The sequence below is a fragment of the Pseudomonas sp. PS01301 genome (assembly GCF_029960215.1).
GTDB lineage: Bacteria > Pseudomonadota > Gammaproteobacteria > Pseudomonadales > Pseudomonadaceae > Aquipseudomonas > Aquipseudomonas coleopterorum.
The window spans coordinates 59,128-84,829 of sequence record NZ_JASCPM010000006.1; the positions used below are offsets into that span (position 1 = coordinate 59,128).

The following is a 25,702-nucleotide window of genomic DNA, read 5'->3' on the forward strand; positions in this document are numbered from 1 at the left end:
GTGAACCTTAGACCGGCGGCTGGCGAACCACGTCGCTCGGGCCTTCTTCGTTGGCCGGGTGCAGGGTGCGCGTCGACATCTCGGCGCGCAGCTGCGGCAGGCATTCGGGGTAGCGGTTGTTGACGAAGGTGATCAAGCGCTCGCGTACATAGCAGCGAGCGTCCCAGTTGCGCGACGAATCCACCGAGCTCAACAGAATACGCAGTTGCATCGCCTTGTCGCTGGTGTCCGTGACCTGCAGCACCTCGACGCGGCCGTCCCACAGGTGCGGGATTTCCTCGCACAGGCGCCGGGTTTCGGCGCGCAGTGCTTCCAGCGGCACCGAATAGTCTACCCAGAGAAATACCGAGCCGATGATGCTCGACGTGCTGCGAGTCCAGTTCTGGAAGGGCTTTTCGATGAAGTATTGCAGCGGCACCACCATGCGCCGTTCATCCCAGATTTTCACCACCACATAGGTGCCGGTAATTTCCTCGATGCGCCCCCATTCGCCCTCGACAATGACCACGTCATCGATGCGGATCGGCTGGGAAATGGCGATCTGCAAACCGGCGATCAGGTTGCCCAGCACCGGCTTGGCGGCAAAGCCGGCGGCCAGTCCCGCGAGGCCAGCGGACGCCAAGAGGCTGGTGCCGATCTGCCGCACGGCCGGGAAGGTCATCAGGATCAAGGCAATGCCGAAGATCAGCACCAGCACGTTCAGACACTGCACCAGCACCCGCACCTGGGTCTGGATCCGCCGCGCCGCCAGGTTGTCCTCGATGTCCAGCGGATGCTTGATGGTCATGGTGGTGGCTACGGCCTTGACGCAACGCAGGCCCAGCCAGGTCAGGCAGGCGGTCACCAGCATGCCGTTGAGGTGGCGCACGGTGTTGATCATCAGCAGGTCGTCGGGCGCCGAGGTCCACACCGCCTGCAGGCTCATCAGCGGCATCAGCCACAACGTCGGCTGCTCGGCCCGCAGAATGAGCTGCCGGGCCAGGACGAATGACTTCGATACGCGGCGCAGGATGATCAGGCCGACCCAGCGGATCAGCAGAACGACACATACCGCCAGGATCGCGGCAATCAGCGTGCTCAGCCAGGGCAGCGGCACGCGGGCGAGCAAGGAGTCGGGAAGGGCGTATTCCATGGGTCGAAGGCTCGCGTGTGGCATGAACTGAAGTCGACCGGCAGATGCCGCTACGGTTCCCCGTCACCCGCAGCCGATCAGTCTGCCAAGCGGGTTTCACGCGATGGCGAGTGGCCGAAATAGCCGCTGTAGCACTTGCTGAAATGGCTGACGGAAACGAACCCGCAGGCGATCGCCACCTCCATGATCGACAGCTGTGAATGCTGCAGCAGCCGCCGTGCTTCGGTGACCCGCAGTTCCATGTAGTAGCGATGGGGGGAAGTGCCGAGCTGGTCCTGAAACAATCGGTCAATCTGGCGCCGCGAGCGGCCAACGAACTCGGCCAGCTGGTCGAGCGACAGCGGTTCCTCCAGATTGCTCTCCATCAGGTCGATGATGTTGCGCAGCGGCTGGCTGAGCTTGCCATTGGCCTGCGCGCCGCTGCGGCGAAAGCGCAGTCCTTCGAAGGCGAGGATATGCTCGACCCCGTCGGCCAGCGTGTCGCCGCGCTGGGCGCGGATCAGCGCCATCATCATGCTGAAGCCGCCGTTGGGGCTGGCGGCGGTGAAGCGGTCACGGTCGATGACCTGGCTGGCCGGAGTGACGGTGATCTGCGGGCTGAGTTCGGCCAGCGAGGCGCGGTTCTCCGGGTGCACCGCGCAGCGATAGCCATCGAGCAGGCCCGCCTGACCCAGAAACCAGGCACCGTTCCACAGACCACCCAGGGCGATGCCGCGTCTAGCACAGTCGCCAAGTACGCGATTGAGCAACACGGAGGCGCGCAGCGGGGTGCGAAAACCCCCACAGATGATCAGCATATCCAGTTCGTCATGCACGCCGGGCATCAACGGTGCATCCGGCTGCAGCAGGATACCCAGGTCACTGATGACCTGCCCGGGCGCCAGCCCGTAGGAACGAATGGCATAGGCGCTCGAGCTGATCAGGTTGGCCGTGACCAGGGTGTCGAGGCTGGCGGTGAAGGCCGCGAGGGAGAAATGCTCCAGCAACACGAACCCCACGCGCAGGCTGGCCTGGGTGCCGTCGCGCAGGCGCTCGTTGGCCGAAGCCAGGTACAGCAGGTTCTTGCTTTGCCCGGCGCCGCTGAAGATCCGTTGGGTCATTGACACCTGCTCCCTGAATGGCCATCGATCGCTGCGGATATTACCGTAGTGCTGCGCCCGCGGGTCTGCGAGACTGATGGCCCTTTTGCCGTGGAGGAAACTGCAATGCCTTATCTGCGACACGCCCACTGCCTGCTGTTGTGCTGGCTGATCGGCGCACCGGCCTGGGCCGACGACAGCGTGATCGTCTGGCCGGCCGACTGGGACGTGCAGATCCTGCCTGACGCGTCCGACGCCCAGGGCCAGCCCAGCGGCAGCCGCCAGCGCGCGACCAAGACGGACGCCAATGGCGACCCCTTGATGATTGTGGAAATGACCCGTGGCGCCCTGGCCCAGGACCATGCCGTCAACCTGGAAGCGGTGTTGCTGGAAATGCGCAAGGCGATCCAGATCAATTTTTCTCGCTCCGGCTACCAGAGCGTGTGCACCAAGGTGAAATCGACGACGCTGGGCAACCTGCCGGCGGCGCAGACCACCTGCAAGGTCACCCGCAACGGCACGCTGGCCATCACGCAGACCCTCGTTGCGGCGGTGCAGCCTGGCATGGCCTACGGCTTCAGCTATGCCGGCTCGGCAGTGGGTTATCCGCAGCTGGAAGCCGAAGTGATGGGGATTCGTCAGGGTCTACGCTTTGCCAAGTCCGAATAAGCGTACGAGCTAACGCCTGTATCGCACACGGGCATCCAGGGTGGCATATCTCCAAAAGACATATAAAAAGCATTATTTATTCTTTTTAAATATTCGGCCGAAGGTGCAGTCTCTACCTCACGCACTGCGGTGCGACCGAATGTCTAACGAGGATGACTGCATGACCATCAAAGCGATCAACGTACGCAACCAGTTCAAAGGCACCGTGAAGGAAATCATCGAAGGCCCGGTGGTCTCGGAAATCGACGTGCAGACGCCAGCCGGCATCGTGACGTCGGTCATCACCACCCGCTCGGTGCACGAGCTGGAATTGCAGATCGGCAGCGAAGTCATCGCCTTCGTGAAATCCACCGAAGTGTCCATCGCCAAACTGTAACAATTCCCCCGCATACTGATTCGGTCCCCACGTTTGACCACGTGGTGTCTTGTCACGTTTGAAGCCGAAAGCATCTTGAGGGTCGTGCTCTTGCAGGGGAGCACGGCCCTTTTTTTATTCCCCGCAGGTTTTGTGCGCCGCAGGTCGAATACGCCGCAGGTGACTCACCCCAGCGGCGTCGGCGCCAGAGTGCCGAGCAGGGCGACAGCCGCCACCGCGCCCAGGCCGCAGGCCCATTCAAGGGTGACCGTGCGCTTGAACGATTGCACGTCCAGCGGACCACGAGCCAGTTGCCGGCGGTGCCACACAGCCAGGCCGAGCATGGCCAGCACCAACGCCAGCTTGACGGCCAGGACCGTGGCGAACCCGGACGCACCTGGCACCGGCAGGAAGGAGCCGGTCAACGCACGGGTGTTGATCAGCCCGGTCACCAGCAACCCCGCCACCAGCACACACCCCACGCCACTGAAGCGACCCAGCACCACGCGCAGATCCTGATCGCCGGGGCGTGCAAGCACGAACATCAACAGCATCAGGCCGCCCAGCCACGCGCCGACACATAGCAGGTGGATCAACTGGTTGATCACCAGCCAGGTGCCCGCCGAGCCTTCGAACATCGCTGCATGACCGACCGGTGCTAGCGTGGCCAGGGCCAATGCACTCAGGGGGCGGGCCACCACCTGAAGTTTTGGATGAGGGATTCGCAGGCACACCAGGACCGCCACACAGGCGAACAGGTGCAGGGTCCAGACCTTGCCGAAAAAGGTTTCACTTAGGACCCGGCGCACCAGCGCCATGTCCAGCGAACCGCCCATCTCGAAGGCCACGGCGAACAGCCAGGCGACACCGCTGATCAGCGCGAGCGCTGTCAGCAGGCACACCAGGGGATCGATCAGGTTGCGCAGCCGACCTTTTTGGGCGGGCTGATCGAGCAGCAGCGGGCGGAACATGCAGGCGCCGAACACCAGCATCAGGCTGGTGAAATGCAGGAAGCGCAGAACGATCAACACACTCATGCTCAAGGACTCACGGTGAAGCGGTACTCGCCGGCGCTTTTGTGTGTGTCCACCGACACCACCTGCCAGTGCACCGTGTACTGCCCGGCCGCCAAAGGCGCGGTAGGCTTGACCACCAGGGTCTTGCGATCGTCGACGGCGCTGGCCAAGGGTTGCAAGGCGACCGGTTCACCGCCTGCGGCCGTCAGCGTGACCTTGCTGAAGCCCACTTCGATGGCTTCGGAAAAGCCCAGGCTCACTTGCGCCGGCGCAGCGACGGAAGCATCGGCGGCGGGCACCGGATGGGTCAGATGGGCATGGGCCATGGCCAGGGGGGAAACAAGCACGAGGAGGGCGGCGCTGAGCAACTTGCGGGCAGACATGGCGAGGGCCTTGAACAGTGAAAAAGGCCGCCAATAAAGCATGATCCGCACCGTTGGGCAACGCCGCCCGGTTTCGACGCGCCACGGCATGGCGAGGCGCCAGTCGGGCTGAACTCCCCAGGCCGGCTCCAGCCTAAGCTGCATGACTCACTGACCAGGAGGCCTTCATGGCCAGCAAGAAAGTAGCCGACATCGTGATCCAGACCCTGCAGGAAGCAGGTGTGCGCAACTGCTACGGCATCGTCGGCGACACGCTGAATCACGTGACCGATGCGATTTCGCGCAGCGAGATCGAATGGGTGCACGTCCGCCATGAAGAAGCGGCCGCATTCGCCGCTGGCGCCGAGTCGTTCATCAGCGGTCGCCTGACGGCCTGCGCCGGATCGTGCGGGCCTGGCGGCTTGCACTTCATCAACGGCATCTTCGAAGCCCAGCGCAACCACGCGCCCATGGTGCTGATCGCCAGCCAGATCGTAACCAGCGAACTGGGCATGGACTTTCCCCAGGAAGTAGACTTCAAAGCCATCTACGGCAGTTGCACGGTGTTCTGCGAGCAGGTGTACACCCCGGAGCAGGCACGCCGGGTGACCACGCTGGCTGCGCAGACCGCGCTCAATGAAGGCGGCGTGGCGGTGATCATCCTGCCGTCGGACATCAGCTCCGCCGAGGTCAAGAACGATCGTCCTTTCAGCGTCCATCAGCCGCGTCCGGTGTTGCAACCCAGCCTGGATGAGTTGAACGAAATCGCCGACATGCTAGGCAAGGGCAAGAAGGTCGCCATCTATGCCGGCTTTGGTTGCGAGGGCGCCCACGACGAACTGATCGAACTGGCCCAGCGCCTGAAAGCGCCCATCGCTCACACCTCGCGTGCCAAGGACTTTGTCGAGTACGACAATCCCTACAACATGGGCATGACGGGCGTGTTCGGGGTCGAGTCCGGCTACCACGCCATGATGGAGTGCGACACCTTGCTGTTGCTGGGTGCCGACTTCGCCTGGGGCCAGTTCTATCCGCAGAATGCCAAGATCATTCAGGTGGATCGCAAGGGCGCCCATCTGGGACGTCGTCATCCCATCGATCTGGGCGTGGTCGGTGACGTATTGCCCACCCTGAAGGCGCTGCTGCCCTTGCTGGCCGAGCGTACCGAGCACAGCTTTCTGGAAGACTGCCTCAAGGTGCGTCAGAAGACTCTCAAGACCCTGGCCCACGATCAGCGTCATACCGACGGGCATCTGATCCATCCGCAGTACCTGACCCACCTGCTGGACAAGCATGCCAGCGAAGATGCGCTGTTCACCGCCGACGGCGGTTCGCCCATGGTCTGGGTGCTGCGCCATATCAACACCAACGGCCAACGTCGCACGCTCACCAGCCTGCGCCACGGCACCATGGCCAATGCCATGCCACAGGCGCTGGGCCTGCAGAAGGCCTACCCGCAGCGCCAGGTCATATCATTGTCTGGCGACGGAGGCCTGGCCATGCTGCTGGGCGACCTGCTCACGGCAGTGCAGGAGAAGTTGCCCATCAAGGTCGTGGTGTTCAACAACAGTTCGCTGAACTTCGTCCAGATCGAGCAAAAGGTCGAAGGCTTGCTGGACAACTTCACTGACCTGCACAACCCCGATTTCGCCAAGTTGGCCGAGGTGATGGGCTTCTACGGCGAACAGGTGTCGGACGGCGCAAGTCTGGAGCAGGCCGTGCAGCGCTTTCTGAGTCATCCCGGCCCGGCGTTGCTGGACGTCAAGGTCAACCCGGAAGAACTGGTGATGCCGCCCAAGATCGAGCTTTCGCAAGTCTCGAACATGGCCCTGTATTCAGCCAAGGCCATGCTCAGCGGGCGCGCCGATGACGTGGCGCACATGCTGGTGGACAACTTCATCAAGTAAGCGCGGTGGCAAGCAGTACAGACCAGGCCGTTGCGGCGAACGCAGCGGCCTTTTTGTTCTCGGGCTATTTGTTTTCCTTGCTCTCCTTATGGATCAGGTACATCACGTAGCCGAACGAGCCGAGCGTAGCGGTGATGATGGTCAACATGATCACACCGTCCATAACACACCTCCAGAACATGAAATTTCGTTCAGGTGACTATGGACGTTCCGAGCAAGGTAAAACAGATCCAGAAGGCGCTGAAAAAACCGGATCAGATGGCGGGCTTGGCGTTCAGCAATTTGGCGAAGTGACTGATCGCCAGTTTGTAGCCGTGGGTGCCGAAACCGGCAATGACGCCGACCGCCACTTTCGAGACGAAGGAGTGGTGACGGAACTCTTCACGGCGGTGGACGTTGGAGATATGCACTTCCAGAACCGGTACTTCGCACGCGATCAACGCATCGTGAATGGCGATCGAGGTGTGGGTCCACGCACCTGGGTTGATGACGATGCCGGCCACGCGCTGGCGGGCCTGATGGATCCAGTCGATCATTTGCCCTTCGTGGTTGGTCTGTCGACATTCGATGCTCAGACCCAATTCCTGGCCGCTCTGCACCGCCATGGCTTCTACATCGGCCAGGGTTTCGTGGCCGTACACGGCAGGCTCACGCAAGCCCAGCATGTTCAGGTTGGGGCCATTGAGTACGAGGATGATCTGGGACATGGGGCTTCCTGGTCGGAGGTGATGGGGCCATGGGGCAGGGCGGGTGCACCGTGGCATCGAGACCGGAAGAATACCCAAAAAAACGGTAAAAAAGGATGGATGTGAAAACGGGTGGCCTGGGCGGATGCGGTAATACGCATCTTGGCCTAGCCACCCGCTTCGATCACGGCAACGCAGAAGGCTCGAACACGATGCGCTCGAGCCGCCGCAGAATCAGTTACCGCTGCTGCCACCCGCGCCGCTGCCTGCGCCTTTGCCGGAGCTGGCGCCATTGCCAGTACCGCTGCCTACAGCACCGCTACCGCTGCTGTTGCCGGTACCATTGCTGAAGGTGCCCGAGCCATTCGGGGTGCCGGAGGTGGTGGTGCCGCTGCTGCTGTTGGCGTCGTTGGTACGACCACTGCCCATCTGGTTGCCCGTGCGGGTGTCAGTGCTGGTGGTTGGCGACGAAGGGCTGATTTCCTTGCCTGGAGGCACCGAACCGGCCAACGCATACATACTGGTGGCAGACAGCAGGCCGACGAGGGCAAAGCGAGTAATCGTGCGAGTGACCATGGTATTTCTCCGTTATAGGAATCGGTACGCAGATTTGGGCAGCGAATGGCCATGATCGGTGCCGCAATTCCGACGAACGGTAGCGCCCAAGATCCCCCTGCTTACACCCGGTGCGGCCTGACGCGGCTCGCGCCGCTGCTACAGGGGCCCGCGGCCGGTGTAGGGGTTTGGGGAGCAATGGAACCAAAAACCAACGTAAGCCCGACTAGCTCCGTTCAGAGCCCTCTTCCCAGGCATCCGACTCGATAAAACCATTGCGCAACTTGACCACCCATTGGCGCCGTTATTGACCAGCCGGCTGCATTCTTGACCAGTTATTTGCATTCGGAGTGACCAGGAGGGGGGCAATAGAGAAAACGGAAAAAATCGTACGCTAAGGCCAAGCGTGTTTTGCTAATGAACTGTGCTAGCAGACAAAACCAGCGGCTAGCACAACATCGATTACTTGCATTGCGACACCCAGTACGAATTGCACGGTACTCCAGTCGTTTTGGGCAGCTATAAAATCGAATTTCGTTATCGAAGTTCGATTATTATGGATTAATCTGTGGAAAATCAGGTAGGCCAACGCATGACTAATACCTCCACCGATGACCGCAGCCCATGGTCGGTTTTTCTTATTTTTCTACGACTTGGATTGACCTCCTTCGGCGGCCCCATCGTGCACTTAGGCTATTTCCGTGACGAGTTCGTCACACGACGGCGCTGGTTGTCTGAACGCAGCTATGCTGATTTAGTGGCGCTGTGCCAATTTCTTCCAGGCCCAGCAAGCAGCCAGGTCGGCATAGCGTTGGGGCTATCACGGGCTGGATATAGCGGGGCGCTGGCTGCTTGGACAGGCTTTACGCTGCCTTCGGCCGTAGCTTTAATCCTGTTCGCGCTGGGCATTTCCAACTATGGGGATTCCGTTTCGCCGGGCGCGTTGCATGGCCTAAAAGTGGTGGCCGTTGCCGTAGTCGCCCAAGCGGTATGGGGCATGGCGCGCAACCTGTGTACGGATGGGCTGAGAGTCACAATAATGGCGATTGCCGCCTGTGCTGTCCTGCTCGTACCGTCCGCGTGGGGGCAGGTTGGTGTGATTGCTGCCGCAGGCATCATAGGCCGACTATTGTTCAAGCCAGCACATACTGTTGAGCACGACCCACTACCTATCACGGTCAGTCACCGGGCCGGCGCACTTTGGCTATCGTTATTTTTTGCCCTGCTGATTGGCCTACCGATCTTGGCAAAATTGCTGCCAAGTCCAACGATGGTGGTAGTGGACGCCTTCTATCGTGTGGGGTCACTAGTGTTCGGTGGTGGCCACGTTGTGTTGCCGCTGCTGCAAGCCGAAGTGGTGTCCTCCGGCTGGGTCAGTAATGAATCCTTCCTCGCGGGGTACGGGGCGGCTCAAGCGGTGCCCGGCCCATTGTTCACATTCGCCGCGTTCCTTGGTGCTTCGATGAGCACCGCTCCCTCTGGCTGGGTCGGCGGTATTGTGTGCCTACTGGCTATCTTCGCACCCTCTTTTCTGCTGGTTGTGGGAGCCATGCCATTTTGGGAGCGCCTGCGTCGCAATACAGGCATGCAAGCCGCGCTGGCTGGGGTCAATGCGGCGGTGGTTGGCCTGCTGCTGGCCGCGTTCTATCACCCTGTATGGACTAGCGCCATATTTCAGCCGCAAGACTTTGTCTTGGCCCTGGTCGCCCTTGTCGCACTGATGTTCTGGAAGCTCCCGCCGTGGCTAGTTGTCGTCGGCAGCGGTGCAGCGGGTTGGCTGTTGAGTATCGCGCTGTGAGGCACGAAAAATGACAGATAAAGACCTGTACGGCGGGTTGATCCGCCTGCACATACTTCACCATGCAGCCGAGAAGCCCGTCTTCGGACTGGGAATCATCGAAGAACTGCAACGACACGGCTACGAGCTGAGCGCCGGGACGGTATACCCAATGCTGCACGGGCTGGAAAAGAAGGGCTATTTGACCTCACGCCACGAACGCACCGGGCGACGTGAACGGCGTGTCTATGAGATCACTGAGCAAGGCCAAGTTGCGCTGGTCGAGGCACGTGCAAAGGTTAAGGAACTGTTCGGCGAGTTGATCGAAGGTTGCTGAGTTTACGGCTTCAACTCGGCGTCAGGCGGTTCACTGGCACCGCGTCAGACTAGGGCCGCTTTCTGCATTTTCTGACGCCAAGGCGTCAATCTCTATGGCCTCAACCTGACAGGCCGAATGCTTAGCGTACGATTTTTTCCGATTTCTCTATCGACCCCAGGAGGATCTGAATTGATCTCTCCACCATGTGTACACTGCCTGACAGCGGAGTTCGTCGCGGTTTAATCTAGAAAGACTTGCCCTAGGGAGATCAGCACGGCTGGAAGAACTGACCCAAACGAGGCAGCAGGTCGCATTTGACGATATCTTCACTGTATACTTTATCGCTCAGCCATACCTCTTGAGCTACAGGAACACCAGCATGACTGTACTCCAAACGATCTACTGGCAGCCTACGCCGCCTTAGCGCTACGCCCCCTCGCAACATCTCGCTTCCGCTAGTTTCGCTCGCGGTCGCGTACTGCTGTATGCCCGGTTTTTACACCCAAGGCACACAGCCAAATAATCCTCACAACTTGAATTCGTATCGACGCGCTCGCCATCTGCCTGGTGTGCGTGTGGTGCATTGCCTTGGATATTCTGATGCTGCAATCGCTCAAACAAACGTGGTTTTCCAACGTCCGTGGAGACGTGCTCGCGGGGATCGTGGTCGCGCTCGCGCTGATCCCGGAGGCCATTGCTTTCTCTATCATTGCCGGCGTCGACCCCAAGGTCGGTCTCTACGCCTCCTTCTGTATCTGTGCTGTCATCGCCTTCGTCGGCGGTCGACCCGGCATGATCTCGGCAGCTACCGGTGCGATGGCACTGCTGATGGTCACCCTGGTAAAAGATCACGGGCTTCAGTATTTGCTGGCAGCCACCTTGCTCTGCGGGGTGCTTCAAATCCTCGCTGGATACCTGAAACTGGGCTCTCTGATGCGCTTTGTTTCGCGCTCGGTAGTCACAGGCTTTGTGAATGCATTGGCGATTCTGATTTTCATGGCGCAGTTACCTGAATTGACCAACGTGACCTGGCACGTTTACGCCATGACCGTAGTGGGCCTCGGAATAATCTATCTGTTTCCGTATGTACCGAAGATCGGCAAGCTGATTCCCTCGCCGCTGGTGTGCATCCTGGCCCTGACGGCCATTGCTATTTACCTCGGTCTGGATATCCGCACTGTGGGTGACATGGGCGAACTGCCGGACACGCTGCCGATTTTCCTGTGGCCTGAAGTCCCGCTGAACGTTGAAACTCTGCGCATCATCTTCCCGTACTCAGCCGCTTTGGCCGTAGTAGGTCTGCTTGAGTCCATGATGACCGCGACCATCGTCGACGATTTGACCGATACCACCAGCAACAAAAACCGTGAATGCAAGGGTCAAGGCATTGCCAACATCGCTGCCGGGATGCTCGGCGGTATGGCAGGCTGCGCCATGATCGGCCAGTCGATCATCAACGTGAAATCCGGTGGACGTACCCGTCTCTCCACATTGTGCGCGGGCATTTTCTTGCTGCTGATGGTCGTTTTCCTCGGCGAATGGCTCTCCAAGATCCCGATGGCTGCATTGGTTGCTGTGATGATCATGGTATCCATCGGCACCTTTAGCTGGGATTCCTTGCGCAATCTGAAAGAGCACCCACTGTCGACCAACCTCGTCATGGTCGCGACCGTTGTGGTGGTCGTGGCAACGCATAATCTGGCTTACGGCGTGTTGGTCGGCGTACTGCTGGCTTCGTTGTTCTTTGCGAACAAGGTCGGACATTACCTCGATATCAAGAGCAGTCTTGAAGAGACGGAGTCGCATCGGACTTACCGCGTGGTAGGCCAGGTGTTCTTCAGCTCGGCAGACAAGTTCACCGAAGTTTTTGACTTCAAGGAAGCGCTCAACAAGGTCACCATCGATCTGACACAGGCGCATTTCTGGGATATCACCGCCGTCGCCGCGCTGGATAAAGTGGTAATCAAGTTCCGTCGCGAGGGCGCCGAGGTTGAAGTGCTGGGTCTAAATGAGGCCAGCGCCACAATCGTTGACCGCTTTGGCGTGCATGACAAACCTGGCGCCATCGACAAGCTCATGAGCCACTAAGGAGATCGACAATGACCCACGTAATGGCATGTATTGATAACTCACAATCCTCATTGGCGGTCTGCGACTACGCAGCATGGGCGTCGCAGCGACTCAACGTGCCTCTTACCTTGCTTCACGTATTGGATGAAGAGAAATACCCAGCAGCAGCTGACCTAAGTGGAAATATTGGTCTCGGCAGTCGAGAGCATCTGCTGGAGGAGCTGGCTACATTGGATGCCCAACGCGCCAGACTCGCTCTGGAACAGGGCCAACACATGCTGGAAAAGGCCAGGGAGCGAACGGTCATTTCCGGCGCTGCGTTTCCTGAGCTGAAGCAGCGCCACGGACACTTGGTAGAAAGTCTGAGCGACCTTCAGGAGGATATTCGACTGTTGGTGATAGGAAGAGTGGGTGAAGACAACTCACGCAACGCGCACAGCCTTGGCAGCCAGATAGAAGCTGTAGTGCGAACAATTCACCGGCCTATCCTGATCACAGCCAACAGCTATAAAAAGCCCGAAAAGGTGATGCTCGCATTTGCCGGCAGCTCCACAGCCTACAAAACCATCCAAATGTTTGCCGCCAGTTCGCTTTGCAAAGACTTGCCCATTCATCTTGTTACGGTCGGTGCAGATTCGGTGAGCAATCATGAGGCACTGGGAAAAGCACAAAGCATGCTTCTCTCGGCTGGCTTCCTAGTCCAAGCTGAAATCAGACAAGGTGAGGTGGAGTCGGCTCTGCACGATTATCAGACAGAGCACGGCATTGATCTGCTGGTCATGGGTGCCTATGGGCATTCACTCATCAGGCAGTTTTTGGTAGGAAGCACGACTACGACGATGCTTCGAACAGCCACCATGCCTGTATTGCTGCTGCGCTGAGATAACTCTCTAAGCCACAGTGTTTCTACTTATTGAGAAATGCTGTGGTCAATCCCATCTAAGCTATCTGACAACATAGCCCACTGAGTTCGACCTGCGCACCTAAATATCGTCGTCTGGATTACGCAGTGGCCGTAGCTCACCTCGGGCGACCTCTTCTGGTACCGCGAAGGAGTACCGTCCCAACATATTGATGTGCTCGAAGATCAGCGGCGACAAACGAGCCAGGTCTTCGTCCTGTACCGGGTAGCCGTGCTGCTTTAACCGCTCCACGGCAGCCGTCATGTAGAGGGTATTCCATAGCACAATGATATTTACCACCAGGCCCAGGGCACCGAGTTGATCCTCCTGGCCTTCTCGGTAGCGCTGGCGAAGCTCGCCTCGTTTGCCATGGAACACGGCGCGAGCCAGGCTGTGTCGGCCTTCGCCGCGATTCAGTTGGGTCAGGGTGGCGCGGCGCTTGGACTCATCATCAATGTAGGTCAACGTATGCAGGGTTTTCTCGATCCGTCCGAACTCTGCCAACGCCTGGGCCAGACGGGTCGGACGATCTCCCGTTTGTAGGGTGCGCATGATGCCTGTCGCCGGCACTCGGCCAAGTTTGAGTGAGCCAGCCAAACGCAACAGGTCATCCCAGTGCTCGGCGATCAGGTCGAGCTTGACTGACTGGCGAGCAAGTCCGTTGAGCTTGCCGTAATCCGCGTCCGGGCGGGTGCGCCAGAAGCGGGTACCGCCGACATCAGCCAGGCGCGGGCAGAAGTGATAACCGAGCAGACGGAATAACCCGAACACCACATCGCTGTAAGCACCGGTATCGGTCATGATTTGTGTGGGCTGCAATTCGGTCTGTTGTTCCAGCACAACCGCGAGCAATACTAGGCTGTCGCGCAGGGTGCCGGGCACCGTAATGGCGTTAAGACCGGAAAACTGGTCGGAGATCAGGTTGTACCAGGTGACGCCCCGGCCGGTACCGAAATACTTCGGGTTAGGGCCGGCATGTACGGTACGCACAGGTACGACAAAACGCATGCCATCGGCGGAGGCCACCTCGCCGCCGCCCCAGACCTGAGCCAGCTCCAGTTGACTCTGCGCAGCCACCAAAATGGCATTGGCTGCCGACAGGGTATCGTCACGGAGATAGTTCTGGCTCACCCAGGACAGCCGGTCACGGCGCAGCGCTTGGTTGTCGTTGCGAGTCAAGGGCTCCAGGCCGGTGTTACAGGCTCCTCCCAAGAGCACTGCGCACAAACTCGTCACCAAGTTGTCGGCCCGCGCATTGCGTTCGGACACATGGGTGAAGGCTTCAGTGAAGCCGGTACGAGCGGCGATTTCTAACAGGATTTCCGGCAAATCGACACGCGGCATCAAGTCGGCCACGGCTGCACGCAGTTGCAGCAACGAGTTGGGCTCTTCCAGCTTCTCCAGCGCTCCGAGGGACAGCTCGGTTTTGCCCTCTGTATTCTCACTCAACTGGATCGCAGGATTGTCGGGCAGGCGAGCGGCGACTGCGTACCAAGTCGCATCCAGCTCGGCAGACAAGGCGTCCAAGGTGGTTTTTCATAGAACTTCTGGTGGGCCTAATGAGCGACAGATGATCGGTCGCGCCGACAGCCATTCTGCACCATCGAGCAGACCGATACGCGGGTCGGCATAGCGCCAACTGGGTGCAACAAAGACATCGCGGCGGCGTAGGGCCGTGCGTAGTGCATCAAGCGTGCAGAAGACATAGGCGCCCATGTCGAGGGAGCCATCTTCGCGAGTGATGTGGTTCTGCCAAGCCTTGGCCACGATCTCCTGCGGCACGTCATCCTCCGGCTTCCTGCGAGGCAAGTTCAGTTGCAACCAGTCCAAACTAGCCGCCACACCCTTACCCGCCGGGCTGAAGCCGAAGCGAATATGTTTCAATAAGTCAGGAAGGAAACGGCGCACGCTGCGGTAGCGCTCCTCCAGAGCGAGGTAAAACACATCGTTGGCCGGACGGATCAACGCATTGACCTCTTCCAGGGCTTTCTCCAGCGTGACACGTGGCAGGTCGTTGAACAGCCGGGCACGGACATTGTCATCGCTGATCGAGCTATCCAGCACGACCTTGCACGCAGCGGCGAGCATTGCCGCCGAGCGATCCAGGTCTTTTAGACTACGCAACCGAGCCTTCTTGTCAGCCTTCTCTGCGTTGTTGAAGATATCACGCAGTAGCGCTTCCAGAACTTCCAGAGCATCGTCGTGCGCACTGGCTTCCAAGGAAACCGCGAATGCCACCAACGTCGCCAACCGGCGCGACGCCGGCAGTCGATTGATGGCCGTGACCTTCGCGGTGTTGGCAAAGCGAGCCAGGGCGGCAATGCGGCTGGGAGGGATATGCGCAGCTGCCGGTAAGGCGATACCCAACCCGCGTACATCATCCAGCCGACGCAGCGCCCGAACCAGTGCAGGGCCACTGACCATCACCGGGCCGGAGCGTAGTTGATCCAGTCGGGAACTACGGTTGCCTTCGGCCACCAGAAGCAAGTCTTGTAGGTGCTGTCTTTGCTCCTCGGTCACGCTGCGGCCCAAGGTGTACCAGAGGCGTTCTTCAACCCGGCTACGCAGTTGGGCAATGAAGCGCTCTAACTGGGAAATTCCGGGCAATAGGACTTTCTGTGTGAGCAGCCATGAGGTAGCTCGTTCGAACAGCACGCCAGGACGATCAGTACCAGTCCAGCAAAGGGCATACAGCCATCGGCTCAAACGAAAGCCGATGCCTGGGTCAGTAAAGTGGCGATAGCCATAGCGCTCTTGAATATCGGCCGCATGTATCCAGCGACGATGATCGCTATAACGTACAAGACAGTCAGGGTCGGCGATTGCCAATTGCCGACAAAGCACAAGCAGGACTTCCACCGGCACAGCCGTGGGTTTGTCCGGCAAAACACCGACGAAGCGAACGGTAGTCAGCAGAACGGCATAGCCCAAGCGGTTATGGTTGCCCCGTAGTACCTGGACGGCTTCACGGTCTTCATCGCTCAGGTGGAAGTAGCGCTCCAGTTCATCACGGCTGGGCGCATCGATGTAGCGACCAAAGCCGTCGCGTTGCTCCTGAGTCAGAAAACCAACCGGCATCGATCACAGTACCTCGGCGCAGAACACGGCGGGGGTGACAATCCGCGTGCGTTCGATATGTCCGCGCTGCAAGAGGCCTGCGCGTCGATCACCGGTTACTAGGTAGTCCGCATTGCCCGCCAAAGCCATGGCCAGCAGAAAAGAGTCATCCGGATCATCGGCTTCAACCTCAATGGTCAACCGCTCCAATACCACGGCGCGTTGCAGGTTATTGATCATGGCCCCCACTTTGGCAGGCTGAAGGATGGCCTGAAGCTTGGGGTAACGACTGGCGCGACGAATTTCGTCGAGCTGTGCCCGTGAAGTCACCACCTCGAAGCGAGCTGAACGCCAGGCCCGATAGATCGCATCAGGAGACCCATGCGGTGAGATCAGCGCACTGAACAGAATGTTGGTATCCAATACAACCCGCATCAGCGCTTACGCGCCCAGTCGAGCGCTTCTTCAACCGCTTCGGTCAGTTCGGCCTCACTCAGATGGGCATTGGAAACCTTGGCCTGTTCGGCGCTCAGCTCCAGGATGTGTGCCCGCACCGCTTCTTCGATGAAGCGCGACAGGTCGCCCTTACGGCCACCGCCTTGGCTGGCCAGAAACATGCGAAGCGATTGGTCGGTGTCGGTGGAGACGGCGACGTTCCAGCGAGTGGTATTCATGACTTTTTCCAATGTTAGGTGTTTATGTGTTTATACACTCGATCCTCACTGCGCCGCAACGGTTCGATAAAACCCTCGTTTTATAGAACTTTAACGGAAGACCTGCCCTGTCGTTTTCAGAAGGCGCCTGCGCCCGACCGGCTGGCCGAGCGGGCGCGGGGGCAGTCGCCGCTTGAGGCCGCCGTTGACCGCTATTCGCGGGCCTATCAGTCGATCGACCAGCACCGGCGCGAGGGCTTGCCGGTCCTCGACATGCAGCGGCAGGAAATAGGCGATGCCGGCCGGCAGCTCGACCAGGTGCAGGGCGGCATGAAAGATTTGCTGCGCTCGACGTTGCAAAACGACCCGGCGACGGTGCGCGCCATGACCGAGCTTTCCGGCCGGGAGCGTGTCGCGCAGGTTATCGACGGGATGAAGCGCGAAAACGCGGCGCTGCAAGACCCGAATATCAGGGCCGAGCGGTTCGTTGAACGCTGGCAGGAGCTACAGGGCCAGCGCCGGGAGCTTCGCGGCTGGCAGCACGACGATGCCCGCGCCAAGGTCGAAAGCCAGATGAACGGCATGACCAAGAGCCTTGAGCGTGACCCGCAGGTAGATTCCATCCTGCGCAATCGCCGTCAGGAACTCGGAATCGGGCAGCAGCAGCGCCGGGGGCAGAGCATCGCCCACGAGCTGCAAGAGGAAATGTCACGCAGCCGGCAACTTAGCCGGGGCATCGGTTTGGGAAGGTAGGCACGGAGAATATGGCGGAGCTGGACGACGACAGGGAAGGAATCGAGCCGGAAGCACTGGACGAGGACGCCGGCGACCCGGCCGCCGCGTTCGACGCGCTCCGGCGCACGATCGAGACGCAGGGCGCGCAGATCGGCGCGGAAATGACCGTGATGCGGCGCGGGCTGGAAGCGGCTTTCGACCAGCTCGAAAAGATCGAGCCGGCGCAGGACTACAAGCCCCAGCTCGCCCAGCTCGTGCAGGCGCTCGACAATGTTGCGGAGCGGCTGCACGGCGTAGAGCAATCGCCTATTCTCCGGCAGGGTGCGACACACTATGCGGCGCTCCTCGAGCGCAGCGGCGAGGCCCTGATACGCACCGCCGCGCAGCAGCTCGAGCGGCAGGCGTCCGACCTCGAGCGCGCCGGCCGGAACCTCGCCGCTCATACGAAAAGCGCCTACGACCGGAAAAGTCAGGATTTCCGCATATGGATGGCCGGCCTTGTCGGGCTGTTCGTCGGCATATTCCTGATTTTGCTGTTGCCGCGTTTCCTGCCCTTCTCGGCCGACACCCATGTTGCGGCGACCGTCATAGGTCAGGACCGATGGAACGCCGGCGTCACCATGATGCGGGTGGCCGATCCCCGAAGCTGGCGCGGCGTGGCCGATTCCTCGCAGCTCGTGCGCGACAATGCCGAGGCGATCGGGCAATGCGCCGAGGCCGCGCGCACGGCCGGTTCAGATCAGCAATGCACCATCACCGTGAAAGCGCCGGCAGCACCGGCGCAGTAGGGTTGTGGGGGGACACCAGTTATTTCGGGAGGTTTTCTTCCGCCTCAACAGGTCCGGCGGCCATCGCGACGAGGCGCGCCGCGATACGCTTGCGCAGTTGCTCGGGGAGCGGGCGCGACGACAGCGCCTCGTGAATCCACAGCCCATCGGCGGCAAGGCGCGAAATGAACCTGTCCAACTCGGCAGCGTCGTTTCCAATCGGCGCAGGAGGTGCCCAGCGGTCGATGACCTGTTGCCACAGATCGCCAAGCTGCCGATTGTCGGAGCTTTCCAGCATGAGCAGTAGTTCGACCCGCCGGGCAGCTCTTGCGCAGGTGTTGATGTAGGCGGCGTGTCGTTCGGCGTCTGTCGCCCTGTCCGAGGTGTTGCCGGCGCTCGCTTCCAGCTCCTGTTCCCATGAGCGAGTCAGATGCTCATGGGTGGCGAGGATCAGGGCTTCGCGCGACGGGAAATGATACAGAAGGCCGGCGCGTGTCATGCCGGTTTCGAGCGCTACGGCGTCGAGGGTGACGGCGGTGAGGCCGTCACGCTCGATGATGCTCACAATGGCTTCAAGCACTTCGAGGCGCTTGCTGGCTCTCGCCATGTCGGCTTCCTTAGTGTTGTGTGGGATAGGCTGACGATTGCGAGCCGGGACCGTAGCGCCGCAACAGGATGCCGGTGATCAGGGCACCCACGGCCAGAACACCCGCCGCCACGTACATGACGACCGTATAGGCGTGGTCGAATGCGATTCCTGCCGCTTGACGCACGACAACACCATCGGCCCCCGCCTCGTTGGCAAAGACCAGCGCCGACGCCATGCTGTCGCGGGCCGCTTCCGAGGTTCCGGCGGGGAACACGACGTTGACCGTATAGAGGTAGGCCAAAAGACTTCCGAGAATTGTGACAGCGAACAGACTGCCAAACTCGTAGGACACTTCCTCGACCGACGACGCCATGCCGGCGCGATGCACAGGCACATTGCCCACAATAGCCGTTGATGCCACCGACATTGTTGCACCTACGCCGGCACCGGTCAGCGCCAGACCGGCGATCAGCCAGCCAAGGCCATGAGTGATGCCCCATGTCGCAAGCAGGACCGCCAGCGATCCCGCCGCAAGCCCGCCAGCTATAAGGATACGTAGGCCAATACGATGCAGGAATGCACCACCGAGCAGCGCAGTCGGCAATGATCCGAGCGCCGCCGCCGAAACCAGCATCCCGGCTTCCAGCGGCGTGAAGCCCGCAACGAGCTGGAAGCGTTGCGTCGTAGCAAGCTCAACACCGCCGATGGCGAACAGGGAGAACGCGGCCGCTAGAACGCCCGATGTGAACGCGGCATTGCGGAAGATCGAGAAGTCGAGCAGCGGGAACGGCAGGCGCAGTTGCCGGCGGACGAACAGCGCTCCGGCGAGGATGGCAACCAGCAGCGAAATAGCGGGGACGGCCCACGACTGCCCGGCATGGGCAGATTCCTTGATCGCGATCACAAAAGCCGACAGCGCCACCAATGCCTGAAACGACGACACCACGTCCCAAGGCTTGGTCGCATCGCCGGCCACCTTCGGCGCAACGATCAGCGCCGAAATGAAGGCAGCGACCACTACCGGCACATTGATGAGGAACACCGACCCCCACCAGAAATGGCCGAGCAGAAAACCGCCGATGATCGGTCCGAGCGCAGCGCCGACGACCGACAACGACCCCCAGATCGCAATGGCGATGTTGCGTTCCCGGTCATCCTCGAAGGTGACGCGGATGAGGGCGAGTGTCGCGGGCATCATCGCCGCCGCGCCGACCGCCAGAAAGGCCCGCGCCCCGATCAGGATTTCCGCTGTAGGCGAATAGGCCGCCACAATCGACGCGACACCGAACAGCACGAGGCCGATGAGGAACATGCGCCGGTGACCGATCCTGTCACCCAGCGTCCCGGTGCCGAGCAGCAGGCCGGCCATGACGAGGGGGTATGCGTTGATGATCCACAACCCTTGCGTTGCCGTCGCGCCAAGCTCGCGCGTCAGGGTAGGCAGGGCCGTGTAGAGGACCGAATTGTCCAGAACGATAAGCAGGAGACCGGCGGCGACGGTCACCAGAAGAACCCAGCGGTTCGAGTGGGCGGCAGGCATGATAGCACCATTCAGTGAGAGTAGCCAAACTTTACAGACAAGTTAGTAAAGTATCAAGCGCCTGCCCGTGAGGAACTTCAGACAATGGCCGACAGCGGGGCTTCGCATTCCGGGGCGCGATCAATTTGTCGCGAAATTCCTGATTTTTGCGACAAAATCGCCGTGTCGTTTTCAGAAGGCGACTGCACCAGTTCACTGGGCTGGCCGCCGTGTGTGCATAGAACTTCTGACCGGGAACGGTCAGAAGTTCTATGCACGAAGCGCCGCGAGAGATCGGAATTGCTCAGAACTCTTGTGCACGGCGCGACAAAGCCGGAACCGCCGAAAATTCCGGCGATCAACCGGCAAGCTGCTTGATGCGCTCGGCCAGGCGGCCGAAAGCCTCGTTCACGTATTCCAGCACCTTGGGTTCTGCGCCCTGCGTGCGCAGCGAGTCTTTGAAGGCTTCCAGGTCGGACAGCCATTGCCGATGCAGGCGGCCCAGCTCGTCGAGCTGAGGCCGGAAGTCTTGGAGACTGCCGCTCGCACGAAACGCCTGGTAGCCACGCTCAAGCGTGGCCGCCGTGGTCAGCAGTTGCGCGCCCATTTGCTTGTGCTGTTCGGAGAACTCGGCCATGCCGTCATAGGGCCGCGAAGCCTTGCGGCGCTCGGCTTCGGATGCCTCTTCCATGATGCGGGCGTAGCGGTAGAACCCTGGGAACTCGCGGGACAGCGCCATGAGCTGCTGATCGGATGTGCCGACCCAAATCCTGTGCAGGTCAGGCCCGTACCCCATCATGCGATTGATGATGGCATGGGCCTCGCTGACACCCTGGGCGGCAAGCTGCTGCATGTGTTGGTCGATCTTCGCGGCCAGTCGGCGGAATTCGTTCATGCTCATGTCCGTCACAAAAGGCGCGTTGATTGCCCTTGCGCCGTGAGAAGTGCCACCGCCTTCTTATCGAAGGAAACGAAGGTTTCCCCGCCAAGCCAGTTGCCTTCGTAGGCAATGACGCCATCGGCAAAGTCTCCGCCCGCGTCGAGCACCAGCAAGCCAGCCTCCACGGCAGGCCGGTTCACTTCCACATTCGCGGCGGCCAGTAGTGCCCGGATCGCGCTGGCCGCGTCGGCTTGCTGGAAGCCGTAGACACGCAGCAGCACCCAAACAAATTCGCATAGGCACGGCAGCGCGACCGCGATCAACTCGGCGTCGGTCAAGACTGCGGCGGCAACGTCCGCTTGTGCGGGATCGTCACGCACAACCGCACGCACAAGGACGTTGGTATCGACTGCGACCTTCATTGCTTACCTGCCCAGCCTTGCGCCGCCGCCTCGTTGATTTCTTCGATGGTGGCAACCTTCTGCGTCTTGCCCGCGAGCAGGCCGACAAAGTTGGCTATCGTCCCTGCGGGCCGTGCCGCCTTGAGCACGCCCCGACCGTCTGGCAACAAGTCCAGCTCGATCTTGTCGCCTGGCCTGATGCCGAGGTGTTGCAGTACGTCCTTCCGAAACGTCACTTGTCCCCGTGCGGTAACGGTCAATGTGGTCATGGTGGTTTGCCCTCGCAATCAAGGTTGATGCTTCACATAGTAATGCAAAAATGCCTTACCGTCAATGTCCGTCAAACGATCATTAGTCGGCCATGCCGGACACTGTCCAGCAAAGTTATTGCACAACGGGTTGTCGGACATTAAGATAGGCGGACGGAATGACGGACAAGAGAGGCGGCAAATGGCACTGATCGGCTATGCGCGGGTATCGACGGCGGAACAGGACACCGCCTTGCAGACGGATGCGCTACGCAAGGCAGGCTGCGAGCGCGTTTTCGAGGACACGGCTTCCGGGGCCAAGGCCGACCGCCCCGGCTTGGCTGATGCGCTGGCCTACCTGCGCGACGGCGACGTGCTGGCCGTCTGGCGGCTGGATCGGCTCGGGCGCTCTATGCCGCACCTAATCGAAACGATAGGCGCGCTGGAAGCGCGAGGCGTCGGCTTCCGTTCTCTGACGGAAGCCATCGACACCACCACGCCAGGCGGGCGGCTCATCTTCCACGTGTTCGGCGCGCTGGGCCAGTTCGAGCGCGACTTGATCCGCGAGCGCACCAAGGCCGGGTTGACTGCCGCCGCCGCTCGTGGGAGGAAGGGCGGGCGAAAGCCGGTTGTCACCGCCGACAAGTTGCAGCGAGCGCGGGAGCACATCGCCAACGGGCTTAATGTCCGAGAGGCCGCTACACGGCTCAAGGTGAGCAAGACGGCCCTGTACACCGCGCTGCAATCCACCAGTGCAGCCGACTCCTGATATTCCGTGCAGTCGTCTTCTGAAAATGACATGCCCAGCTCCGAGTTAGCCCATATTATGGTTTTAAATACTGGTATCGTTAATCAAGGTTCTATTTTCAATTTCTCTGTTGAGTAAACGGTACTTTTGATGAAAATTGGCTATGCGCGGGTGAGTACTCGGGATCAGAACGCCGACCTCCAGATCGATGCTCTGACAAAGGCAGGGTGCGAGCGGATCTATCAAGACGTTGCCAGCGGCTCAAAAAGCGCACGTCCGGAACTGGACAAATTATTGGTTCATGTACGGGCCGGTGATGCTGTGGTGATTTGGAAGCTGGATCGTCTAGGGCGCTCGCTCAAGCACCTGGTCGAACTGGTCGGTGAATTGGCCGCTCGTAACGTTGGCCTGCAAAGTCTGAATGACCCCATCGATACCACCCACGCGCAAGGCCGCTTTGTGTTCAACCTGTTCGCTTCATTGGCAGAGTTCGAACGTGAGTTGATTCGTGAGCGCACACAGGCAGGCTTGTCCGCTGCACGGTCACGTGGTCGAGTCGGTGGCCGCCCGAAGGGGCTGCCCGCTCAGGCGGAAGCGACCGCTATGGCCGCAGAAACGCTGTACCGAGAGGGTCGGTTAAGTGTGAGCGCCATTGGCAAGAAACTGCACATTTCCAAAAGCACGCTTTACCGCTACCTCCGGCATCGCGGCATAACGATCGGCGTACCCGCAAAAATCACCCAGCATCTCAACATCACGGTCCCACCGGCAGTGGACAATGCCGAACGGATCGCGACGGTCATATTGCGCCTGGCCGTCGAGAACAACAGCAAGTTCGTGCGTGGTAAAAAACGGGCACTGGAGAATATCGAGCGTTACTGCCTGGAACCTTACGGCATGAAGCTGCTTGAGTCGGGCAACTACGCGCTGAGCATTCCCTATCGCAACGATGAGGCACTGGATAAGACGGTACATGATCTGCTGACCGAGATCAGCCAAGAGGCCGAGATGCGTAATTGCTTTATCGAGGCAGATGCCTGGGAAGAGGGCTCTGAGCGGAGGTGGTAGGGCTTATGTTGGTTTTTGGTTCCATTGCTCCCCAAACCCCGTGTAGCAGCGGCGCAAGCCGCGTCAACGGTATACGCGGTCCCGCTGTATGAACGCGTTGAAGCCGAACCAAGCGCACGCGGTCGCTGTAGCAGCGACGCAAGCCGCGTCAACGGTATACGCGGTCCCGCTGTATGAACGCGTTGAAGCCGAACCAGGCGCACGCGGCCGCTGTAGCAGCGGCGCGAGCCGCGTCGGCGGTGTGTGCGGTGTGCTTGAATGAACGCGGTGAGGCCGGACGCGGCTTGCGCCGCTGCTACAGAAATTGCGAGGCCTTGATGAATGCATGCGATCCGGGGATCACCAGAATGGGGCGGGGGCTTGGAGGGCGTCGTTGATGACGGCGATGGCTCGGTCGACATCGTCCTGCGTGCTGTAGCGACCCAGACTCACCCGCAAGCTGCTCAGCGCCTGAGCCTGGCTCAAACCCAGTGCCAACAACACGTGCGACGCGGCGGCACTTGCCGAATTACAGGCTGAGGTCGAAGAGACCGCGATACGTCCGGCCACCGCTTGCATGGAAAAGACCGGGCTGTTGATGCAGACGTTGAGCGTGTGGGGAATCCGATCCTCGGCGCACCCGTTGAGCGATACGCCTGGCAGCGCCAGCAATCCTTCGCGTAATCGTCGGGCCAGTGCCTGGATTTGCCGGTTATCGCTCTGCATCTGCGCGCTGGCCTGGGCGAATGCTGCGCCCATGCCGACGATCTGATGCGTCGGCAGCGTGCCCGAACGCAGACCCTGTTCATGGCCACCCCCATGCATTTGTGCGCGCAGTACCGGGCGAGCGCGTGGCCCGACATAGAGGGCGCCAATCCCTTTGGGTCCATACAACTTGTGTGCAGACAAGGACAACAGATCTATGCCTGCCTGAGCCAGGTCGATCTCGACCTTGCCAGCCGCCTGGGCGGCATCCACATGCAGCAGCGCGCCGTGCGCCTGTACCATTCGTGCGATCTCGACAACGTCGGTCAGTGTGCCCAGCTCGTTATTGACCCACATCAGCGACACCAGACGCGTATTGGGTCGCAGTGCCGATGCCACGGCCTGTGGTTGAATCAGCCCGCGTTCGTCGGGGCTGAGCCAGGTGACCTCGCAGCCGGCCGCCTGTTGCTCGTGCGCGGTGTCGATGACCGCCTTGTGTTCCAGCACGCTGGTGATGATGTGATCGCCGGGACGGGTACAGCCCTTGATCGCTAGGTTGTTGGACTCGGTAGCGCCCGAAGTCCAGACGATATCCTCGCCCGGAGCATTGATCAGTTCGCCCACTTGCCGCCGCGCCAGTTCAACGGCCTGGCGCGCTTGTTGGCCGTAGGCGTGGGCGCTGGAGGCGGGGTTGCCATAGACGGCATCGCGCCCCATACAGGCCAGCATGGCGCTGATGACATGATCGTCGATGGGCGTGGTGGCGGCGTAATCCAGGTATACGGGGAGGGTAGGCATAGCGTCTCGACCAGTGCTGATTTCGTACGGCTTATGCTAGCGATGGACGGGGTGAAAAAATTTGATATCTGTACGGATCATCCGGATGAATGCGAAAAAAGCTTGCGCGGATTGGCGGTATAAGAGAAAAATTTTCCGGCATACTTGTAGCCACCCGTACAGACCCACTCAGGCTCGCATTTTCATGGACAAGTTCGACATGGCCATCCTCGACATCCTGCAAGCAGACTGCACCCGTCCGCTGGCTGACATCGCCGAGCAGATCGGCCTGGGCGGCACTGCCTGCTGGCGTCGCATCCAGAAGCTCGAACAGCAGGGGGTCATCACCCAACGCGTCGCGTTGCTCGATGCACGCGAGTTGAATGTTGCCGTAACGGTATTTGCCGAGCTGCGCACGCAACGGCACAACGCGCAATGGCTGGAGGATTTTCACAGGGTCATCGAGGCATTGCCCGAAGTGGTGGAGTGCTATCGAATGGCGGGGGATACGGACTACATGCTGCGTATTGTGGTACCGGACATCGCCGGCTATGACGCGGTGTACAAACGGTTGATTCAGGTGGAGGGCATTTCCGACATCAGCTCGACCTTCGCGATGGAGCGCATCAAGTCGACCACGGTCTTGCCGCTGCAATACGCCAAGCGGCCGTAGGTGCGATCATTGGGCGCGAACTAAGTACCCAAGCAAACGGCCCCAGCCTGGAGTTACCCAAGCCGGGGCCAAAA

At 60.3% G+C, this 25,702-nt stretch carries 26 protein-coding genes and 1 pseudogene; 12 read left to right on the forward strand and 15 right to left on the reverse strand.

Annotated features, from left to right (window positions below; genetic code table 11):
* Positions 1-7: 7 nt before the first annotated feature.
* Both QMX89_RS04775 and QMX89_RS04780 read right to left on the reverse strand, forming a co-directional pair.
* Positions 8-1,132, reverse strand: coding sequence for a mechanosensitive ion channel family protein (locus QMX89_RS04775; RefSeq protein ID WP_056842675.1), 1,125 nt, complete (start codon positions 1,130-1,132; stop codon positions 8-10).
* A 77-nt stretch (positions 1,133-1,209) separates the two neighbouring features.
* Complete coding sequence (locus QMX89_RS04780; protein WP_282347219.1) at positions 1,210-2,232, reverse strand: GlxA family transcriptional regulator; 1,023 nt, start codon at positions 2,230-2,232, stop codon at positions 1,210-1,212.
* A 105-nt stretch (positions 2,233-2,337) separates the two neighbouring features.
* Here QMX89_RS04780 and QMX89_RS04785 point away from each other — a divergent pair, with 105 nt between their 5' ends.
* Complete coding sequence (locus tag QMX89_RS04785) at positions 2,338-2,880, forward strand: DUF4946 domain-containing protein (protein ID WP_049859631.1); 543 nt, start codon at positions 2,338-2,340, stop codon at positions 2,878-2,880.
* A gap of 160 nt (positions 2,881-3,040) precedes the next feature.
* Positions 3,041-3,256 (forward strand): molybdopterin-binding protein, encoded by a 216-nt coding sequence (locus tag QMX89_RS04790; protein ID WP_043189662.1) that lies wholly within the window; start codon positions 3,041-3,043, stop codon positions 3,254-3,256.
* A 164-nt stretch (positions 3,257-3,420) separates the two neighbouring features.
* Here the strand turns inward: QMX89_RS04790 and copD are convergent, their stop codons facing one another.
* On the reverse strand, positions 3,421-4,272 hold the full coding sequence (gene copD / locus QMX89_RS04795; RefSeq protein WP_282347221.1) for a copper homeostasis membrane protein CopD: 852 nt from the start codon (positions 4,270-4,272) through the stop codon (positions 3,421-3,423).
* 2 nt (positions 4,273-4,274) lie between these two features.
* Entirely contained in the window at positions 4,275-4,634 is a 360-nt protein-coding gene (gene copC, locus QMX89_RS04800; RefSeq protein ID WP_056843409.1) for a copper homeostasis periplasmic binding protein CopC, read from the reverse strand.
* 167 nt (positions 4,635-4,801) lie between these two features.
* Here copC and QMX89_RS04805 point away from each other — a divergent pair, with 167 nt between their 5' ends.
* Positions 4,802-6,520, forward strand: coding sequence for a thiamine pyrophosphate-dependent enzyme (locus tag QMX89_RS04805; protein WP_282347222.1), 1,719 nt, complete (start codon positions 4,802-4,804; stop codon positions 6,518-6,520).
* A 254-nt stretch (positions 6,521-6,774) separates the two neighbouring features.
* Here QMX89_RS04805 and aroQ read toward each other — a convergent pair whose 3' ends face one another.
* Positions 6,775-7,227, reverse strand: coding sequence for a type II 3-dehydroquinate dehydratase (aroQ, locus tag QMX89_RS04810; RefSeq protein WP_056842671.1), 453 nt, complete (start codon positions 7,225-7,227; stop codon positions 6,775-6,777).
* Between the two features lie 213 nt (positions 7,228-7,440).
* A complete protein-coding gene (locus tag QMX89_RS04815) occupies positions 7,441-7,782 on the reverse strand; it encodes a hypothetical protein (protein ID WP_049859635.1) in 342 nt (113 codons plus the stop codon).
* Between the two features lie 571 nt (positions 7,783-8,353).
* Between QMX89_RS04815 and chrA the strand changes: the two genes are divergently transcribed.
* The 4 genes from chrA to QMX89_RS04835 all read left to right on the forward strand — a co-directional run bounded on the left by chrA (position 8,354) and on the right by QMX89_RS04835 (position 12,808).
* Positions 8,354-9,559 carry a chromate efflux transporter gene (gene chrA / locus QMX89_RS04820; protein ID WP_017735062.1) on the forward strand — a complete coding sequence of 402 codons (1,206 nt, stop codon included), beginning with the start codon at positions 8,354-8,356 and terminating at the stop codon, positions 9,557-9,559.
* Positions 9,560-9,569: 10 nt separating this feature from the next.
* On the forward strand, positions 9,570-9,875 hold the full coding sequence (locus tag QMX89_RS04825) for a PadR family transcriptional regulator (protein ID WP_017335982.1): 306 nt from the start codon (positions 9,570-9,572) through the stop codon (positions 9,873-9,875).
* A 582-nt stretch (positions 9,876-10,457) separates the two neighbouring features.
* Complete coding sequence (locus QMX89_RS04830) at positions 10,458-11,945, forward strand: SulP family inorganic anion transporter (protein ID WP_017335983.1); 1,488 nt, start codon at positions 10,458-10,460, stop codon at positions 11,943-11,945.
* Positions 11,946-11,956: 11 nt separating this feature from the next.
* The gene (locus QMX89_RS04835) at positions 11,957-12,808 is read left to right on the forward strand and encodes a universal stress protein (protein ID WP_122227551.1); all 852 of its coding nucleotides are present in this window, start codon (positions 11,957-11,959) and stop codon (positions 12,806-12,808) included.
* Positions 12,809-12,910: 102 nt separating this feature from the next.
* On the opposite strand, the pseudogene QMX89_RS04840 reads toward QMX89_RS04835, so the two are convergent.
* From QMX89_RS04840 to QMX89_RS04850, 3 genes and pseudogenes are all read right to left on the reverse strand, one after another.
* Positions 12,911-15,907: pseudogene (locus tag QMX89_RS04840) on the reverse strand (Tn3 family transposase).
* A gap of 3 nt (positions 15,908-15,910) precedes the next feature.
* Entirely contained in the window at positions 15,911-16,321 is a 411-nt protein-coding gene (locus tag QMX89_RS04845) for a putative toxin-antitoxin system toxin component, PIN family (protein WP_017335986.1), read from the reverse strand.
* Positions 16,321-16,560, reverse strand: a complete 240-nt coding sequence (locus QMX89_RS04850) for a ribbon-helix-helix domain-containing protein (protein ID WP_017335987.1) — start codon at positions 16,558-16,560, stop codon at positions 16,321-16,323. The genes QMX89_RS04845 and QMX89_RS04850 overlap by 1 nt, the downstream gene beginning before the upstream one ends.
* 24 nt (positions 16,561-16,584) lie before the next feature.
* Between QMX89_RS04850 and QMX89_RS04855 the strand changes: the two genes are divergently transcribed.
* The gene (locus tag QMX89_RS04855; RefSeq protein ID WP_196740189.1) at positions 16,585-17,292 is read left to right on the forward strand and encodes a hypothetical protein; all 708 of its coding nucleotides are present in this window, start codon (positions 16,585-16,587) and stop codon (positions 17,290-17,292) included.
* A gap of 11 nt (positions 17,293-17,303) precedes the next feature.
* Positions 17,304-18,062: a DUF6118 family protein gene (locus QMX89_RS04860; RefSeq protein ID WP_006473465.1), complete on the forward strand. Its 759-nt coding sequence runs from the start codon at positions 17,304-17,306 to the stop codon at positions 18,060-18,062.
* 19 nt (positions 18,063-18,081) lie between these two features.
* Here the strand turns inward: QMX89_RS04860 and QMX89_RS04865 are convergent, their stop codons facing one another.
* The 5 genes from QMX89_RS04865 to QMX89_RS04885 form a co-directional block, all read right to left on the reverse strand.
* Complete coding sequence (locus QMX89_RS04865) at positions 18,082-18,648, reverse strand: TetR/AcrR family transcriptional regulator (RefSeq protein WP_008786762.1); 567 nt, start codon at positions 18,646-18,648, stop codon at positions 18,082-18,084.
* Between the two features lie 10 nt (positions 18,649-18,658).
* Positions 18,659-20,170 (reverse strand): MFS transporter, encoded by a 1,512-nt coding sequence (locus QMX89_RS04870; protein WP_003830786.1) that lies wholly within the window; start codon positions 20,168-20,170, stop codon positions 18,659-18,661.
* A gap of 337 nt (positions 20,171-20,507) precedes the next feature.
* Positions 20,508-21,044: a hypothetical protein gene (locus tag QMX89_RS04875; RefSeq protein ID WP_003159187.1), complete on the reverse strand. Its 537-nt coding sequence runs from the start codon at positions 21,042-21,044 to the stop codon at positions 20,508-20,510.
* Between the two features lie 11 nt (positions 21,045-21,055).
* Entirely contained in the window at positions 21,056-21,451 is a 396-nt protein-coding gene (locus tag QMX89_RS04880) for a type II toxin-antitoxin system VapC family toxin (protein ID WP_003159186.1), read from the reverse strand.
* Positions 21,448-21,699, reverse strand: coding sequence for an AbrB/MazE/SpoVT family DNA-binding domain-containing protein (locus tag QMX89_RS04885; RefSeq protein WP_019334760.1), 252 nt, complete (start codon positions 21,697-21,699; stop codon positions 21,448-21,450). Before QMX89_RS04885 ends, QMX89_RS04880 begins: the two co-directional genes overlap by 4 nt.
* 181 nt (positions 21,700-21,880) lie before the next feature.
* Between QMX89_RS04885 and QMX89_RS04890 the strand changes: the two genes are divergently transcribed.
* Together QMX89_RS04890 and QMX89_RS04895 are read left to right on the forward strand one after the other, a co-directional pair.
* Positions 21,881-22,447 carry a recombinase family protein gene (locus QMX89_RS04890; RefSeq protein ID WP_003159185.1) on the forward strand — a complete coding sequence of 189 codons (567 nt, stop codon included), beginning with the start codon at positions 21,881-21,883 and terminating at the stop codon, positions 22,445-22,447.
* 129 nt (positions 22,448-22,576) lie between these two features.
* Positions 22,577-23,494 carry a recombinase family protein gene (locus tag QMX89_RS04895; protein ID WP_017335988.1) on the forward strand — a complete coding sequence of 306 codons (918 nt, stop codon included), beginning with the start codon at positions 22,577-22,579 and terminating at the stop codon, positions 23,492-23,494.
* A gap of 339 nt (positions 23,495-23,833) precedes the next feature.
* Here QMX89_RS04895 and QMX89_RS04900 read toward each other — a convergent pair whose 3' ends face one another.
* A complete protein-coding gene (locus QMX89_RS04900; RefSeq protein WP_282347225.1) occupies positions 23,834-24,976 on the reverse strand; it encodes an aminotransferase class V-fold PLP-dependent enzyme in 1,143 nt (380 codons plus the stop codon).
* Between the two features lie 184 nt (positions 24,977-25,160).
* Here QMX89_RS04900 and QMX89_RS04905 point away from each other — a divergent pair, with 184 nt between their 5' ends.
* Complete coding sequence (locus tag QMX89_RS04905; RefSeq protein WP_049859637.1) at positions 25,161-25,628, forward strand: Lrp/AsnC family transcriptional regulator; 468 nt, start codon at positions 25,161-25,163, stop codon at positions 25,626-25,628.
* Positions 25,629-25,702: the final 74 nt, after the last annotated feature.